Origin of the sequence: Acetobacter sp. AC2005 (genome assembly GCF_037901235.1) — a bacterium.
Lineage (GTDB): Bacteria > Pseudomonadota > Alphaproteobacteria > Acetobacterales > Acetobacteraceae > Acetobacter > Acetobacter oryzoeni.
This window is the reverse complement of record NZ_CP149625.1, coordinates 2,141,849-2,157,956: the sequence shown is the minus strand read 5'-3', so window position 1 is coordinate 2,157,956 and position 16,108 is coordinate 2,141,849. Positions and strand designations below refer to the sequence as shown.

At 46.9% G+C, this 16,108-nt stretch carries 11 protein-coding genes, 2 tRNA genes and 2 pseudogenes; 5 read left to right on the top strand and 10 right to left on the bottom strand.

Translation table 11 applies throughout. From position 1 onward, the window contains the following. Positions 1–342: 342 nt before the first annotated feature. Positions 343–1,374, bottom strand: a complete 1,032-nt coding sequence (locus QQM41_RS10355; RefSeq protein WP_339077086.1) for an IS110 family transposase — start codon at positions 1,372–1,374, stop codon at positions 343–345. A 74-nt stretch (positions 1,375–1,448) separates the two neighbouring features. On the opposite strand from QQM41_RS10355, the pseudogene QQM41_RS10350 reads away from it, so the two are divergent. Further along, a pseudogene (locus tag QQM41_RS10350) lies at positions 1,449–1,757 on the top strand (transposase); the annotation flags it as partial. 111 nt (positions 1,758–1,868) lie between these two features. On the opposite strand, the pseudogene QQM41_RS10345 reads toward QQM41_RS10350, so the two are convergent. The 4 genes and pseudogenes from QQM41_RS10345 to QQM41_RS10330 all read right to left on the bottom strand — a co-directional run. Beyond that, positions 1,869–2,657, bottom strand: a pseudogene (locus QQM41_RS10345) (IS5 family transposase); the annotation flags it as partial. A 117-nt stretch (positions 2,658–2,774) separates the two neighbouring features. Continuing rightward, complete coding sequence (locus QQM41_RS10340) at positions 2,775–4,262, bottom strand: glucosyltransferase domain-containing protein (protein ID WP_339077085.1); 1,488 nt, start codon at positions 4,260–4,262, stop codon at positions 2,775–2,777. A gap of 51 nt (positions 4,263–4,313) precedes the next feature. After that, on the bottom strand, positions 4,314–5,465 hold the full coding sequence (glf, locus tag QQM41_RS10335) for a UDP-galactopyranose mutase (protein ID WP_339077084.1): 1,152 nt from the start codon (positions 5,463–5,465) through the stop codon (positions 4,314–4,316). Between the two features lie 137 nt (positions 5,466–5,602). Then, complete coding sequence (locus QQM41_RS10330) at positions 5,603–7,378, bottom strand: glycosyltransferase family 2 protein (protein ID WP_339078103.1); 1,776 nt, start codon at positions 7,376–7,378, stop codon at positions 5,603–5,605. 681 nt (positions 7,379–8,059) lie between these two features. On the opposite strand from QQM41_RS10330, the gene QQM41_RS10325 reads away from it, so the two are divergent. The 3 genes from QQM41_RS10325 (at position 8,060) to QQM41_RS10315 (ending at position 11,926) form a co-directional block, all read left to right on the top strand. Continuing rightward, positions 8,060–9,145, top strand: coding sequence for an HAD-IIIC family phosphatase (locus QQM41_RS10325; RefSeq protein WP_339077083.1), 1,086 nt, complete (start codon positions 8,060–8,062; stop codon positions 9,143–9,145). Further along, positions 9,142–10,101 (top strand): hypothetical protein, encoded by a 960-nt coding sequence (locus QQM41_RS10320; protein WP_339077082.1) that lies wholly within the window; start codon positions 9,142–9,144, stop codon positions 10,099–10,101. Before QQM41_RS10325 ends, QQM41_RS10320 begins: the two co-directional genes overlap by 4 nt. Positions 10,102–10,540: 439 nt before the next feature. Continuing rightward, positions 10,541–11,926 (top strand): IS1380-like element IS1380A family transposase, encoded by a 1,386-nt coding sequence (locus QQM41_RS10315; RefSeq protein WP_339077081.1) that lies wholly within the window; start codon positions 10,541–10,543, stop codon positions 11,924–11,926. An 890-nt stretch (positions 11,927–12,816) separates the two neighbouring features. Here QQM41_RS10315 and QQM41_RS10310 read toward each other — a convergent pair. The 5 genes from QQM41_RS10310 to QQM41_RS10290 all read right to left on the bottom strand — a co-directional run bounded on the left by QQM41_RS10310 (position 12,817) and on the right by QQM41_RS10290 (position 15,323). Then, positions 12,817–12,893 (bottom strand) — tRNA-Arg (locus QQM41_RS10310). 36 nt (positions 12,894–12,929) lie between these two features. Continuing rightward, complete coding sequence (locus QQM41_RS10305; protein WP_035350573.1) at positions 12,930–13,235, bottom strand: ETC complex I subunit; 306 nt, start codon at positions 13,233–13,235, stop codon at positions 12,930–12,932. Positions 13,236–13,258: 23 nt separating this feature from the next. After that, positions 13,259–13,335, bottom strand: a tRNA-Pro gene (locus QQM41_RS10300). 58 nt (positions 13,336–13,393) lie between these two features. Beyond that, positions 13,394–13,879: a xanthine phosphoribosyltransferase gene (gpt, locus tag QQM41_RS10295; RefSeq protein ID WP_003629580.1), complete on the bottom strand. Its 486-nt coding sequence runs from the start codon at positions 13,877–13,879 to the stop codon at positions 13,394–13,396. 58 nt (positions 13,880–13,937) lie between these two features. Further along, complete coding sequence (locus tag QQM41_RS10290) at positions 13,938–15,323, bottom strand: glycosyltransferase family 1 protein (protein WP_339077080.1); 1,386 nt, start codon at positions 15,321–15,323, stop codon at positions 13,938–13,940. 84 nt (positions 15,324–15,407) lie between these two features. On the opposite strand from QQM41_RS10290, the gene upp reads away from it, so the two are divergent. Beyond that, entirely contained in the window at positions 15,408–16,076 is a 669-nt protein-coding gene (gene upp / locus QQM41_RS10285; RefSeq protein ID WP_080986824.1) for a uracil phosphoribosyltransferase, read from the top strand. The last annotated feature ends 32 nt before the right edge of the window (positions 16,077–16,108 follow it).

Sequence of the window (16,108 nt, the reverse complement as noted above, 5' to 3'; positions counted from 1 at the left end):
CTTATGTGGACGGCCGTTTAAGCGCAATACCTCACATTGTTCTCCCGATGTCATTTCTAAAACGTATTATTCTACTGGCGGATGATGCATACCGATTTAACGTGAAGACCCGGTCAGATGCGCTCTTATGTCCGGCCTGTTTATGCGACTTTATGCGCTGGCCATCATGGGTGTGCGCTCACGTGTCAGGCACCAATCTGGTATCACGTGCTCAGGGGCACAGACGGTCGAACGGTATGGCCTGAACTGTTGCTGAATGACTGTCTTCCCATCACGTCGGTTCGTACATACTGCCGGATCTACCGGAGCAAGCTCCGGTGTCCATCGTTCTGCTGGTGCAGGTCAGCCTGCTGAAACACTGACACCAGCCGGACGATAGATCTCTTTACGTGACAACAACGCCCAGATGATACGAGCCATTTTATTGGCAAGTGCAACTGTTGCCAGACGCCTTGGACGACGCGCCATGAGTTCGCATAGCCACTGACCCGCAGCGCTATCCCACTTATGGGCACGATGAAGCATGGCCGTCGCACCAAGAACCAGCAACGTTCTTATCTGCCGATTGCCCGTTTTGGTAATCCTTCCCAGACGGGTTTTACCGCCGGTAGAATGCTGACGAGGCACAAGCCCCAGCCAGGCGGCAAAATGGCGCGCAGAGGCGAAAGAGCCAATATCCGCGACCGAGGCGACAATCAGAGAAGCCGTTATAGGACCGACCCCAGGGATGGTCATCAACCGACGCGCATCGTCATCGCTTTTTGCACGCGCCCGGATCTGCACTTCCAAAGCATCAATGCTCTGAGCGACCTTTTCATAATGCTCAAATAACAACATGGCACTCTGCTTCATGGCAGCAGGCAGGTCGGCTGATGTCTCTATTTTTGCCATCAGTTCTGGCAGATGGCGTGTGCCCAGAGGGGCTATCAGCCCGAACTCGGAAGCAAGAGCCCGTAACGCATTACTCAGCATGGTCTGCTGTTTGACCAGAAGAGCGCGGGCAGAATGCACTGACAAGACACCTTGCTGCTCTTCGCTCTTGATCGGAACACACATCGTATCAGGATGAGTCGCCGCCATGCAGATCGCAGCCGCATCAACAGCGTCATTTTTCTTGCCTTTTTTGACAAATGATTTGACCCGATCAGGAGGAACCAGTCTGACATCATGACCAATCCTGCTGATCACCCGTGCCCAGTAATGAGCTGACCCGCAGGCTTCCAGAACAACTTCACATGGGTCAAGTTTTGCAAAAAATGCTGAAACTTCACTGCGACCAAGCTTGCGCTTGAAAACGCACTTTCCATTTGCGTCAGCCCCATGAGCCTGAAAAACGGATTTGGCAATATCAAGGCCAATTATGCTAGCTTTCATACGGGCGGTCTCATCCTGATGGTCAGTGAACCTCCATCATGGCACATTGATGCCGCAGGGAGGCCGTCCACCCCATCTGGGCCGACACCGCGTATCGCTCGAAAGCCAATGAGGACTTCATGGAAAAGGAGGGCTTTGTCTCGAAGGTTCACAGGAAAAAGCCGCATCTCAAGCCTATGCCACGCCATATCCAACGGTCCAATGCAGGGAAGTCGGTGATCCGCTCGCGTGTCGAGCATGTCTTTGCCGATCAGAAATCACAGACAGGGCTGTTCGTCCGAACAGTGGGTATCACCCGGGCCACAATGAGGATCGGCCTGGCCAATATTGTCTACAACATGCGCCGCTTCCTCTTCCTCGAGAGGTTGAATGCGGGCACGTAGTCACCCCGGTGGCGATACTCCCCGGTCTGCTCAAATCGCAGAGCAAAAATCAGGATAAGGAACCTGAAATCACGCACAAGAGCACTCAGTCAAAGGTTTTTCGAACCCTCCAGATGTATCAGCCCAAACGCTTGAGGCCGTATTGGTTTTATCTAACAGCCCCTCTCTCAATCGCGCACCATCACTGGCGGCGGCATCCGTCGTCTTCCATTTTCGGATGAACCGAAACTTCCGGTCGATGAAGACGTGGGATTTGTAGCCAAAGAACGGGATGGCGAGATCGCTCGACGGTATGGTTCCATCGTCCTGCCGCTTCGCCTTCGTGAACTTAAGTGTCTATCGTGCATGACGATCCTTATGCGACCTCTTTGCGGGCTTGTCCTGCCAGTCTTCTGGAATACGTCCTGCCCGGAGATCCGCTTTCTCAGCGTTCGTATTGCGCTGCTTTGGAGCAGCCACCAGTGTTGCATCCAGGATCTGGCCGGACATCGGGAGATAACCGGCGTTCCGCAGGGTCGCGTCAAATCGGTCAAACAGCCTTTCAATGGCACCCGCCTGTGTCAAACGCTCACGAAACAGCCAGACCGTTTTGGCATCCGGCACGCGGTCCGACAGCCCCAATCCCAGAAAGCGCATGAACGACAGGCGGTCGTTGATCAGATACTCTGTCCGTTCATCAGACAAATTGTTCAACGTCTGGATGACCAGAATTTTGAACATCAGCACTGGATCAAACGGCGGACGTCCGCCTTTACTTCCGTCCGAATAGGCCAGAGCCAGCTCCAGATCAGGGCGGAACACCTCAAAATCCACAGTCCGGGAAAAGGCCTCCAGCTGATCGCCAAGCCCGCTCAGCCGAGCAAGGCGCTCTTCAACATCAAAGAAACCAGGCTGCTTCATCTTCCACCATCCCCAATCAACGCCGAAGAAATGGAATCACACAGAACAGCTCAGAGACAAAGGGTTTTTCGAACCCTCCACCTTTAAAGAGCCTCCTTTTATTTATCTAAAAAATAACTATTTACAGGGTGCTTTTGTAAAATCGACTATCGCCATTTTATCTCTGACGCGCAAAACAAAAAACTTGTTGCGGGTTAATACATTGTATGAACATTTTTCCGCCAGTATATCGTTACGCTCTGTCCCCTCAATAAAAACTTCATCAACAAACCCATACATACCAATTCTGCGTTCGCCCCAATACCAACCATCACGTATGTATTTATCAACCAATGTTCCTATGATTTTATAAATACTCCGAGAATACTCTACCTGAGGAGCATAAGGAATTTCACCGTCAATAACGACTTTCGTATGATCATTTGAAACCAGATAAGGGTTAGCTAGCGCCAAAATCTGATTTGTAAATTCGTTTTGCTCTTTTAACGCTGAGGCATATGTAGCGCACAGACTAAAAGAATAGAGTGCAATACAGGCAACAGCGATATTAATATATTCATAACGAACATATTTTTGGGCTACGAATATAAGAAGCAAAAAGACAAATGGGAAAGCTATCAATATCCGCAGCCACCATGGTGGATAAAATATGAAAACATTCAAACCCAAACCGCAAAGAAATATAGAGAAAACCAGAAAAAATATAGAGAAAACAGAAACGAGTTTTATTTTCTCTACTGAAATATATTTATATGCAGAAAACAAAAACATGCAGAACAATGGAAGAGCGGACATAAAAAATCTAAAATCAATATTATGCCTGATGAAAATTAAGCCATTTTTGATATTAAATAAGAAATTCTTAAAGACTTCAGGTTCTTGAAAAATACTTACACTTCTTCCAAATGAAATCTGCACATGGAATAACTTTAAAATAATTTCATAGAAAAGCGTTGAGCCAACAAAAGCAGCCATTCCATACGTTAATATGGAAACTGATTTTATAAAATTTCTCTCAAGTACAAACTTCGTCGCAAAAATAGCGCATAAAGAAACATATCCAGCTACGGTAGACTGATAAGTCATCCAAGCCAACATAAGAGAAATAACAGAAGTTAGAAAAAAAAGCTTTCTATCTTCAATAAAAATAAAAGGAAAAACCACCAAAAATACAGATACCGACATAATCAAAGAGTCATATCTATAAGTTAAATTTTCAAGCATAAAAGGTGAAATCATTATAAATAAAGGCGCGATAGAAAAACATTTTCTCCTTAATATCTTCATTGAATTACATATTAATATTCCTGAAAATACAAGAATTAACGATGAAATTATTGTTGTGTAGGGAAATAAATCTACTTGTTTTACTCTAATAGATGCAAAATTCAGATTCAAAAGCCACATAATCGCATTTGCAAAAAAACGACCATCCTGTGACCAACCATATCCATAAATGACCCTATCATAGTCATCCATGTAATAGACATCACTTAACAAAATAGGAAGTACATACAAAAAAGACAGTAAGTATAAAAAATAAACCCCCTTAACCCTAAAAGATGCTGAAAAGGCATCTTTTATATTTTCGACAAAAGAAGCCATGATTCACCTTTATGGAGTAGTTTAGGCCCGTAAAAACGGGCCTCTTATTTTTTAGGTAGGGTCAACAAAAAATGCTGGAAGCGAGAGCGCAGATGCCTGTAATGCCGTATCAATGACATCGCACGCAGCCAGAGCTTCCTTGATGGTCACATCCATATCCAGATAACGATACGTGCCCAAACGGCCCATAAAGGACACATCTTTTTCTGCACGTGCGAGCTCGATATAGCTTTCGAGCATCTTCTTTTCGTTTACCAAGCGAATAGGATAGTAAGGAATATCGTTTTCACCTGCCAGACGGCTGTATTCACGGAAACAAACAGTTTTGGAGAACTTGTCCTGCTCCCACGGGGCAAAGTGTTTGTGCTCAGAAATACGCGTATAGGGCACTTCTTCATTACAGTAGTTGATAACTGCTGTACCCTGATGATCACCATCATCTACAAAGCGTTCAAAATCCAGCGTTCTATAACCCAAGCGGCCCAAACGGAAACCAAAATACCGATCAATCGGGCCTGTATAGAATACGTGCTGAAAATCTTCTTCTAGGCTTTCAAAAGAACAGCCCAACCGCACATCAATGCCTTCAACGTTCAGGATATTCTGCACAATGGCAGTATAACCTTCTTCCGGCATGCCCTGATACGGATGGTTGAAGTAGTTATCATCATAATTGAAGCGCAAAGGCAGGCGCTTGAGAATGGATGCGGGCAGCTGCGTAGGCTCTAACCCCCACTGCTTGCGCGTATATCCATAAAAAAATGCCCGATATAGTTCCGGGCCAATCATGCTCAGCGCCTGTTCTTCAAAGGACTGAGGGTTTGTAATGCTTTTATCTGCCTTGCTTTCAATAAAAGCACGCGCTTCCTTCGGCCCCATTGTTGTACCGAAGAACTGGTTAATGGTCAGCAGATTAACAGGCAGCGTGTAAACATGCTCATTAGAAATGGCCTTCACACGGTTTACATAAGGCTTGAACGTACCAAACTTCTGCACATAAGCCCATGTGCGCTCATCAGCGGTGTGGAAAATATGAGGCCCATATTTGTGCACCATAACACCGGTTTCAGCATCGCGCTCTGTATAACAGTTTCCGCCAATATGAGAACGTTCATCCACAACCACTACTTTATGGCCACGCTCTGCCAAATGACGGGCAATAACAGCACCACTAAATCCAGCGCCCACAACACAGAAGGTCATATGTTTACAGCCTTTTCCTCAGTCTTTTTACACGGTATAGTACTTAGCCTTGCCGTGCTTTAGTTTTATGATTCACTGATAAACAATTTACTGAACAGAAGCTATACTGCGGCACAGAAATAGAGATGAAAGAATAATTAATGACCTGAATCACTCTTGGGCTGAGCACGATAAATATTTTGCCAGAATGCTTTACTTGTTAGCATTGGCAGTTTTTTACGGTAGGAACGCCTAACAACAGAAGATCGTAAAATAAAAGCAAGGCTAGCTTTTACAAACGTCCCTAAAAGACTGAAAAATTGGGACCTGTTAAGTTGGGCCTCAAAAATATCCTGAGTTTCATATTTGCGATAAACAATATGCTGGTAGCTAAAAATCAACCCCAGCAAACCACGTGTATATTCTCCAACATATACAGGCGTTTTCCGTAAACACCATTGCGGCAACAGATGCCCATTCAGAGTTATAAGCCTGATATACTTCCGTATGCGTGTTTCTGGCTTGCCTTCATAACGGAAAGGCATTGATTGAAAATATGCTAGGTCTTTACGTTGCAGGGTTTCTTTTTGGATACGCTTGGCAATGGGCATAAAATCCAGATTTTGTTGCCAAAAATCCGGCCCTTTGCTGATATCCTGAAATGCCAGCAAAATAGCATGCGCACTCTGATATCTGCATGACAGCGCACACCATAAAAAAGCCAGACCCATCATTTTCAAAGCTGGTAAAGTCCGTCCCTGCCCCGCCATAAGATAAATAGCCAAGGACGCACGCATTCCCAGGTAGCGGGTAAAAGCACTTTCCTTGCTGAGAAAGTGCTCGGAAAAACAGGCAATACCATTTACCGTGACAATATTAAAATGGTTCATCAGGCCAAAGAGCGCATCATCCCCCCTTACAAAAAAGGGAAATGGGTAGGCTGATACGGCATCCAACCGAAACGCAAAAAACCACCAGCCACCATAAACGGGCTTGCCAATATCCTGCTCTAGCTTGAGCAGGTTTTCTACCGGCCTAACATCCGCACCTTCATGCAATGGACGGAAAACACCGCCAGAAAATTCGGCTCCTTTTTCCTGCACGCTCCATGGTTTGTGATCATCCAACAAAGTGCCTGCCAAACCTATGTGCTTATCCACACTATAGGCCAACATGGCGTAACAGCGCCGAATGGCTTCAACCTCGCAGGAAATATCATCATCCATAAAGAGGCAGTGGGTAAATGTGCCCTGCTCCTGCAGGTATAAGAGGCCACGCGCAAAACCACCGCTGCCGCCATAATTGTGATTTTTGATAACCTTGGCCCCCGGCACCTCTGCCGGATCTAGGTTGGCTGAATTATCTATAACAATAAAATGGATCACATCCTGATAAACAGGATCTTGCAAGAGCGCCTTTTGCACGCGCTGGATGGAATTACGCACATATTGCTGCCGATTAAAATGCGTAATGACAACACCCAACTGCGGCACCTGCACCATAGGCGAATATGTTGCAAAATATACTGTCTCTACCGTGCACTCTGCCTTGGCGGTTACACTAAAATATAGCAAACCTTCAGATAATGCAGGCCACGCCGATATTTCCTCCGAGCAGCGTATTTCGCCTTCAATTTCTTTGCTCCAAAGAGGAGTGACAACATCAGCAGTGGAACGATGAAAAAGTGTGACCTCACCTTGCCCGCGTATGTGCACGCTCAATGATAAGCGGCTTACACCACCCGTCTGCTTCCATTTTTTTACGGAAAACGCATTGTAAAATGTATCAAAGGTAAATGTCTGCCCGGCCTGTAGCCGAAAAGCTTGGGAAGATGTATTCGCCACACGCTCTGGCAGCGCAGGACGCGCATACATTGCATCGCATTGCTCCAGCCCTTCTGTTGGCAGGATAAGACGATGCAAAACCGTAAGCATGGCAGCACTTTCAAACAAAGCATAAAAAGACACATCCGGCTTTAGCGCACACAAACGCCTGCCGCACCTTGTATTTTAGGAAAAAATTGGCGCGCTCTTCTAGTTTCGAACCAGCGGCCCACAGCCTAGAAGGCTAAAACTCCACGATAGTGTGGAGTGTTCGCGTCTCATTTCCAATGAACAAAAAAATAGCTTGGATACTTACTCCCCATGATCAGAGAGACCCTCTAACAAATAAGCCACAGAAATATGCGTCATGTCTTATTCCTAGCCCCGATAATTGCGAGAGCTGCCGTAAAGACCACACGTCACATGGCTCACCATGAAAAGTCTCACGCTATGCGTAAAATGCATCATCCAGAAATTTTAAAGAAATCATAATATAATTGTTAAGATTAAATTCTGTTGTGCATTAGGTTCTAGCAGATGTGCCTTATTGCCACTCATTCCGGTAAGACCGCCCTGCCCTTCATGAGCTTCCGCAATTTCGCCGCTGCAAGCTGTTTGCCAACATACCCTACCCCCTACTAGACCTTGGATCATAGTAGGGTTTATTTCCTTCTTTCCTGCCTTTTGGGTAACGTCTATAGGTATTTAGTAGATACTGTTTGGAGATTATAGGCCAATGTTTGTTATCCCATCTATAAAAGATTTTTTTCTGAAAAAGATCTAATAGATTCCGTGTGGGAATGGCGTTATGCCGATGGAAGAGTTTGTTCAACTAATTTCCAATTTTCTGAGACTGGTACAATAGAAGGTTTTTACTCAGCAAATGAGAGCACTTGGAGCCTTTCAGACGATGGTCTGAAGATTTTCCGTAGTGATAAAACTTTGATGTGGAATTTTCAGGTTCTTGAAAAGCAAAATGGAAAGTTTTTCTTTCGTAGTTTTGCCAAGCATGAATATTTCAAAGATAAATGCTTTTACCTTACTCAAATAAGCAAAAAACAAACAGAACAAGATGATTCCGAGAAAGAAGAAACTGTCCGTCTCGTTATTTGGGACTTAGATGATACTTTCTGGGAAGGAACATTGTCTGAAGGGGAAGTTAAACTTCGACTTGATACCCTTCATATGATCAGAGAGCTTAATAACCGCGGTATTGTAAACGCAATATGTTCAAAAAATACATATAAAGATACGCGTGAAATGCTAGAACGTCTGGGGGTATGGGACGATTTTGTATTTGCAAGAATTTCTTGGAACCCCAAGGGCCCACAAGTTAAAGATATTGTAGAAAAAATTCAGCTTCGCCCAGAAAGCATTTTGTTCATTGATGATAATTTAATGAATCTCAATGAAGTTAAGGCCGCCGTTCCTGGTATTAGAGTTGCTGAACCAGACATTATTAAAAATTGGCAAGAAAATCCAATTTTCCGCGGCAAGCCAGATCTAAAGCACAAACGACTGAAAGCTTATCGTATACTTGAATCTAAACAAAGCGATAAAGAAAAAATTGGCGGTGATAATGAAGAATTTTTAAGAAGTAGCAATATAAGAATCAGTTTTCATACAGATGTAGAAAAAGAATTTTCTCGTATTCATGAATTGGTAAACCGCACAAACCAATTAAACTTTACCAAAAACAGATGGCCTGAAGACGTTGAAGAAGCGCGTAAACTTTTTGAAAAAGAAGTTTCTGAAGAATTCTTTTCAGATTTTGGATATATAAAGTCTCCGATATTTATGGTGATTATGGTATTTGAGGTTTTTATTTCGCAAAGCCTGGATATATGCAGCATTTCCTATTTTCATGCCGCATTATGAATATGGGCGTTGAACAATACGTCTGGAATAAACTTGGCCGCAAACATATAGACATAAAGCCACCTACGGCATCTGATTTAAATAATCCTTCAAAAGTAGATTGGATTACCTTATGCGATGATGCAAACGCCCAAGATTCTCATAAAGACGATTCATCACTAAACTCTTTGCAGGTTTGCCTGCGTGGTGCTTGTGATCTTGCAATGACTTCTTTCTTCCTCAAGACAAAATTTGAGACGATTGAAGAATTTAATTATTCTGTGCACCCGTGGGAAGTACATACAAATGCCCGCAGTTTAGGTCTTTATAAAGATCAAGAAAGTGATTTGGATATCCGCACAATCCTAGAGAAAACTCCTGGGCCGGATTTCAATCGTTATAATAGCGATATTATACAAGAAAAATCAGATGTGTATGTTATCTCCTTCAGTCAAGAAGGCTTTATGAGTTCATACAGACATAAAGAAACAGGCCTGATTTTGAGCCTACGTTGCATGTATATGTTCCCTGGAACAGACGCATGTGATGCAGATTACACTTCTCTTGCTTATGATGATGTAAAAGACTTTTTAACGGATACAACTGAAGAAAAGTGGAATTATTTCAAAGAAAATTACGAATTCATCGGCGGTTTTAGAAATAGCGATATTGTTAAAGAGCAATTTCAAAACGATGTGATACACATTTTTACAAGATTAAAGCATGCTCAGAAAAAAGTTATTATTCTTGGCCTGAATGAAAAAATCGGCAATCTTCCTAGGCTTGTTGAATTGTGGAGTAGTATCAATTCTATCGTCAAGCCGCTAGCTGAGGCTTATGAATATGATTATATTGACATTAATGATTACGTAAAAACAGACGCAGATCTTACTGATGAGCTAGGAGGGGCACATTATAAAAGGTCTATATATAAAAAGTTCTCTGATGTAATCGCAGACTGCATTGCAAAAGTGTAAGCTCTATTCCAACAGCTTTTATCAGTGGTTATTTGTGAAATTTTAATATTGTTTGTAACCACCAACCTATATTGATTGTAGTATTTCTGTCTGAATTTAATGCATTCAGACAGAAATACCATATAAATATTTTAAATCTGAAATACTAAAGAGGCAGGCAAGTTAGAACCCTCCAGCTAATAATATCCTGAAAAACAGATACCCCTACTTACTTATATAACCTGCCAGTAAGGGCTCTCTACGACATCCCCTTACAATCGAGCCGTCTCTTGTTTTTCGTTTGTCCTATTAAAGGAAGAGCGAGAGATATTTTTATTGTTCGACAACTCTAATAAGAGATGTCGACGCGGAAATCTCACAGAAGGGTTGTACATCGGGTTAGATTATGAAAAAGTCTATTTTGTGTAAAAGAAATTTTCGTAAGCTATAAGAAAACCCGATGCAGACAGAGTGTAGCGCAGGCGCGTATGAGTTTCCAGCCTCCTGTGGACGGCGTGTTGTGGCCCGTTTTGACGGGGGTCGCATGAGTTCGGATGGGGGCGTCATTCTGGTGAAGCAGGCTGATGACATTCTGGGTCTCAGCCGCCGCTTTGCTGCCTGTTTTCGCGATAAGCGGCATCCCGGCTTTGTGGAATACCGGGTTGAAGACCTTGTCCGTCAGCGGATCATGGGCCTGGCACTGGGCTATGAAGATCTCAATGATCACGATGCCCTGCGGCATGACCTGATCTTTGGTCTGGCCTCGGGCCGTCTGTCAGGAGGCCGGGCAAACTGCGCAGCACTGGCAGGAAAATCCACGCTGAACCGGCTGGAGCGCAGTGGCCACAAGGCAGATCGTTACTGCCGCATCATTGCTGATCATGAGGCCCTGGCTACCCTGTTCGTGACGCTCTTCATGGACCAGCATGAGCGCGCACCCGCCCGGATCGTTCTGGATGTGGATGCCACCGATGACCGTATCCATGGCCATCAGGAAGGCCGGGCCTTTCATGGGTATTACGGCCATAACTGCTATCTGCCGTTATACATCTTCTGCGGAGACCATCTCCTGAGCGCCACCCTGCGCACGGCAGACAGGGACCCGGGGAAGGAAGCACTGGCAGACATCCGCCGGATCGTGGAGCAGATCAGGAGCCGTTGGCCCCGGGTGCGTATCCTGGTGCGTGGGGACAGCGGTTTCGCCCGGGACAGTCTGATGACATGGTGCGAAGACAACCACGTTGACTTCCTGTTCGGGCTTGCAGGCAACACCCGCCTGTATGACCGGATTGCCTCTTTGTCCGCTGAGGTTCGTGACGAAGCCGCCACGACAGGCAGAGCTGCGCGCGGTTTCGCCTCCTTTGACTGGATCACAAAGGACAGCTGGACGCGCCGCAGGCGGGTCGTGGCCAAGGCCGAATGGCGCCACGGCAACCGCTATCATCGCTTTATTGTCACCACGCTACCGCAGGGAATGTCCGACCCCCGCCATCTCTACGAACAGATTTACTGCGCACGCGGGGATATGGAAAACCGCATCAAGGAATGCCAGATGGATCTGTTCTCAGACAGGACCTCGTCCCACACCATCCGGGCCAACCAGCTCCGGCTGTGGTTCTCGGCCGCAGCCTATGTCCTGCTGACCGCTCTGCAAAGACTGGCCCTTGGCCAGACCAGCCTGGAGACGGCGACCTGTGGCACCATACGCGCACGGCTGCTCAAAATCGCGACACGTGTAACGCTCAGCGTCCGTCGGATTGTCCTGTTCATGCCGGACATGTTCCCCTGTCAGCACGAATTCGCCCTCGCTCATGCACGATTGCGAAGGCTCCGGCAGGCCATCTGAAGAAACAGACAGTGCACAGACCACATAGCTTCCACCAACACTGCCTTCTCAGGCCGTGACACCCTCACTGCGTTCAGAACCCGCCGCCAGAAGCAGAATATCGTCAATATTCCAGATCGGGCTCCTGTGGGATGACTGAATTCTACAAAATGACCCGAAATTGCCTCAAGTGTGAGAAATCCGCGTCGATGGCGTAGCTGTAGAGGGCAATTCCTATAAGACGGCAACCTCGTAGCAGCATTAGGGCCCGCCTGTAACAAAATCCGTAAACGCATGATGCAACTGGGTTCTATCCTGACTGCTTCGGACGAAGTCATATCAGGCACGCAGATTACCACAGAAGCCACTTCCGAACTCATCAGCGACCCCAATGACATCATCGCCGTCATACAGTCTTGGATGAGGACACGAGCGTCGCAAGACAATACCCATGCTATTTTTTGCAGAAGTAGACACTCGTCTAAATCTAGTCCCTGGCTCCGCGGCAAAATACATTAAGGCTGCTGCCGCAAAATGGGATTACATAGTCGAACGAAAAGACCTTAAAACGATACTATTCCGTAAGAACACCGGGAATAGGTATGATGTGTGCCCGTAATTCTGCTTTAGGCTCGCGTTTTAATCAGCCTGATATTTGCGAAGAGTGTTCTCAGACTGCAGCGGCGTTTGTTAGAAGAAGACAAAAAGTACATATTGTCTTCCCGCCCCTGCCAGACATAACAAGATGCCTAATAGGTAGAATCTACAGAGCTTTCTGATTTTCCAGCTTTCCTGAGAAATCAATCGCAGCCACTATGGATAAAATCAAGACATCGACCGTTTAGTGCTGCACTAACCTGAAGGAAAGACTTTTGCCTTTCCCTAAAATCTATCCAAACCATTGAAAAGATTGGCGCGCCCTGCTGGATTCGAACCAGCGACCCACAGCTTAGAAGGCTGTTGCTCTATCCAACTGAGCTAAGGGCGCTTTACGCCCTACGCATAATAGAGAAAAGCGAGAAAATCAATGCGTCCAGTTTTGGATGCGATCATAACGGAAGTTATCTGCATACACTTTAGGGCGACGCATGCGCGGTGCAGTTTCTTCCACCACATATGCAATATGTTCGCGCTGTGCGTAAGCCTCTGCGGCTTCACGACTATCAAAATACAGATGTATTTGAGATTGTGGATCTGCACTACCGGTCCACCCCATAAGGGCGCTCTGCTTACGTGGAGCAGATTGACCGTATTCAAAAACCCACTCTCTGGTTCCGGCTAAACCGGACTGACCAGCAGGCTTTGACTGTCTATAAATACGCGCCGGCATGATGTTGCCTCCCGCTTTATTTATGGTCGGGGCGCCCGGACTCGAACCGGGGGCCTCGTGTACCCAAAACACGCGCGCTACCAGGCTGCGCCACGCCCCGAACTGAGCGCTTGTTTAAGCGTCTATTCGGAGTATGGCAACCCTCTGATTGTAAAAAATCAGTCAACCGTGCTTTTTTTGCTTTTTGCCAGCGGCGGCACAAACAACGGTGCCGTATCCCACGGGAACAAAACCCAGGTATCCTGCGGCACTTCTGTAATAAACAGATCTGTCAGTTCCTTACCCGCTGGTTTGGCATACAGGCAGGCAAAAAAGGCTTTGGGCAGTTTTTCACGCACCACACGGGCGGTTACGCCAGAATCAACCAGATCATCAATAATCAGGAAGCCCTCACCATCCCCTGCTGCAACGGGCTCCTTGATAATCTGGGGTTTGCCCATATTTTCTTCATCATACGTCACAACAGAAATGGTTTCTATCAGACGGCACCCCAGTTCACGCGCCGCAATGGCTGCGGGAATCAAACCTCCGCGTGTTACCGCCACAATGCCTTTAATGGGCATTTTAGGCATCAGTGCCTCTGCCAATGCACGCGCATCACGGTGTAACTGATCCCATGTTACCGTGGCATAATTCACAGCCATTCAAGCGTTCCCTTTTCCATCCATTCCGCAACAATGCTTCTGTCGTGCCGTCGGGCCATTACATGACTGCCTGCCACAAAGTCTCAGCCGCCCGGCTCCAGCTGATAGGCTGAAAATGTGCCTTTATCTGCTGCTCCATGGCTGCCAGACGCTGTGGCTGATCCAGAACGTTACGTACAAGCTCCAATGCCTGCGATGCGTTATCAGGGTCAAACATTTCTGTCAGCCCCATACCTGCTTCTGGCAGGGAAGACGCTGATGACGTCAGGCTGGGTTTTCCCCAATACAGGCTTTCTGTTACCGGCAGGCCCCAACCTTCATAAAATGAGGGGAAAATTGTAAACTGCGCCTGCTTATAAAGCTGCGTCATACAGCTATCAGACGGGCGATCTATCCACACAACATGGCCATTCAGCCACGCGCTATTTTCAAGCTGCTGCAACAGGTCATCCACCAGCCACCCCTGCCCGCCGGCGATCACCAGCTTCGGCACAGTATTGGCGGGCCGCTCAAGCAATAACCGCCGCCAAACTCTGATTAAAAGCGCATGGTTTTTACGCACTTCCAGTGTGCCTGCACACAAAACATAAGGCCCGAGCTGTTTTATCTGCTCTTGAACAGAAGCAGATGCGTTGGCTGAATCTGTTTTAGAAAACCCACACCCCATAGGCACAACAATAACAGGCACAGAAAGTAGCTTGCCGCTTTGTTGCGCATAAGCCAGCACATCTTTTTGGGTAGATTCGGAATTGGCAAAAATAACATCACATTCCGGCACAACATGCTCATACCAACGCCGAAACACTGCAGGCAAACCCGGCTGACACCACTCTGGCCACAAAAGCGGCACCAGATCATGCACCAAAACCCCAATACGCATGCCATGTTGCTGACGACATTGCCGCAACAGATTCTGGTACATAGCATGAGACCATGATGCCCCAAGAGAAAGCAGGATATCTCCTTTTTGGGGAGAAAAAGCCTGCTCCTGTACGCTCAAATCGTCTTTTTTACGCAAATTGTGAGAAACAAGCTCCCACAGGCCACACGCAAGTGCGCCTCCGGCCTGCACCGCACTTTGGGTGTTGCGGATAAGCTTACCGGCCGGAACACGCACAGAAACGGGCACATGCTGCCCGCATTTTTGCAGCAAACTTTGATTTGTACTGTGTGAGCCTGAAAGGCTGCGTATCTGCATACTTTCCGGCTGCTCTGCACTCTGCCCGCTCAGGGCCTGCCACACAGCTTGCATCTGCGCCCACGATACCACCACAAATCCTGTGCCCTGGATGTTGTGCCGCACAAAACCAATGTGGACAGACATATGCGGATTACCCATAAAAGCCGCGCAGATTTCTAGCACAACGCGTTGAATACCTGTTAGCCGAGCGCCGGCTTGTGCAAAGGCAAACAGATCTTCCACATCCATCCAGATACGCTTCATGGTCGCCATCCTTTTTCTCTATCCGCACGATCTGGATAAAACATATTCTGCATCTGCAAGAAAACGTGGCAGACCCGCTTTTCCATGATTATAGAGGGTTGCATGACAAGTCATGCTGTTACTCCCCTCCCTCCCCTTGTGCTGGATCATCCGCTTATCAAGCACAAATTGACCCATTTGCGGCGCGCAGAAACCTCCACTGCTGGTTTTCGCCGCTTGGTGCGCGAACTTAGCCTGCTGATGTGCTACGAAGCCACCCGCGAGCTGCCATTAGAGCCAATAGAAATTCAGACACCTCTGGAACCCATGCAGGGTGAACAACTGGCTGGCCCAGATGTTTGCTTTATTTCCATCCTACGGGCTGGCAATGGGCTTTTAGATGGCATGCTGGACTTGGTGCCCTTTGCTCCAGTTGGCCATATTGGTTTGTACCGCGATCCTGAAACACTGGAAGCCGTAGAATATTACCTTAAGCTTCCTTCTCAGGTTTCTTCTCGCCGCTGCATTGTTGTTGATCCCATGCTGGCCACCGGGCACAGCGCGGCAGCCGCCATTACTCGGCTGAAGGAAAAAGGCGCGCGCAAGCTGCTGTTTACCTGCCTACTTTCCACCCCAGAAGGCATTGCCTGCCTACAAAAAGCGCATCCTGATGTGCAGATCATGACATGCTCTATTGATCGCGGCCTGGATGAACACAGCTACATCGTTCCCGGCTTGGGTGATGCTGGTGACCGCCTTTTTGGCACACGTTAAGCGCTTGCCATTTGGCACGCATTTTTGTGGAT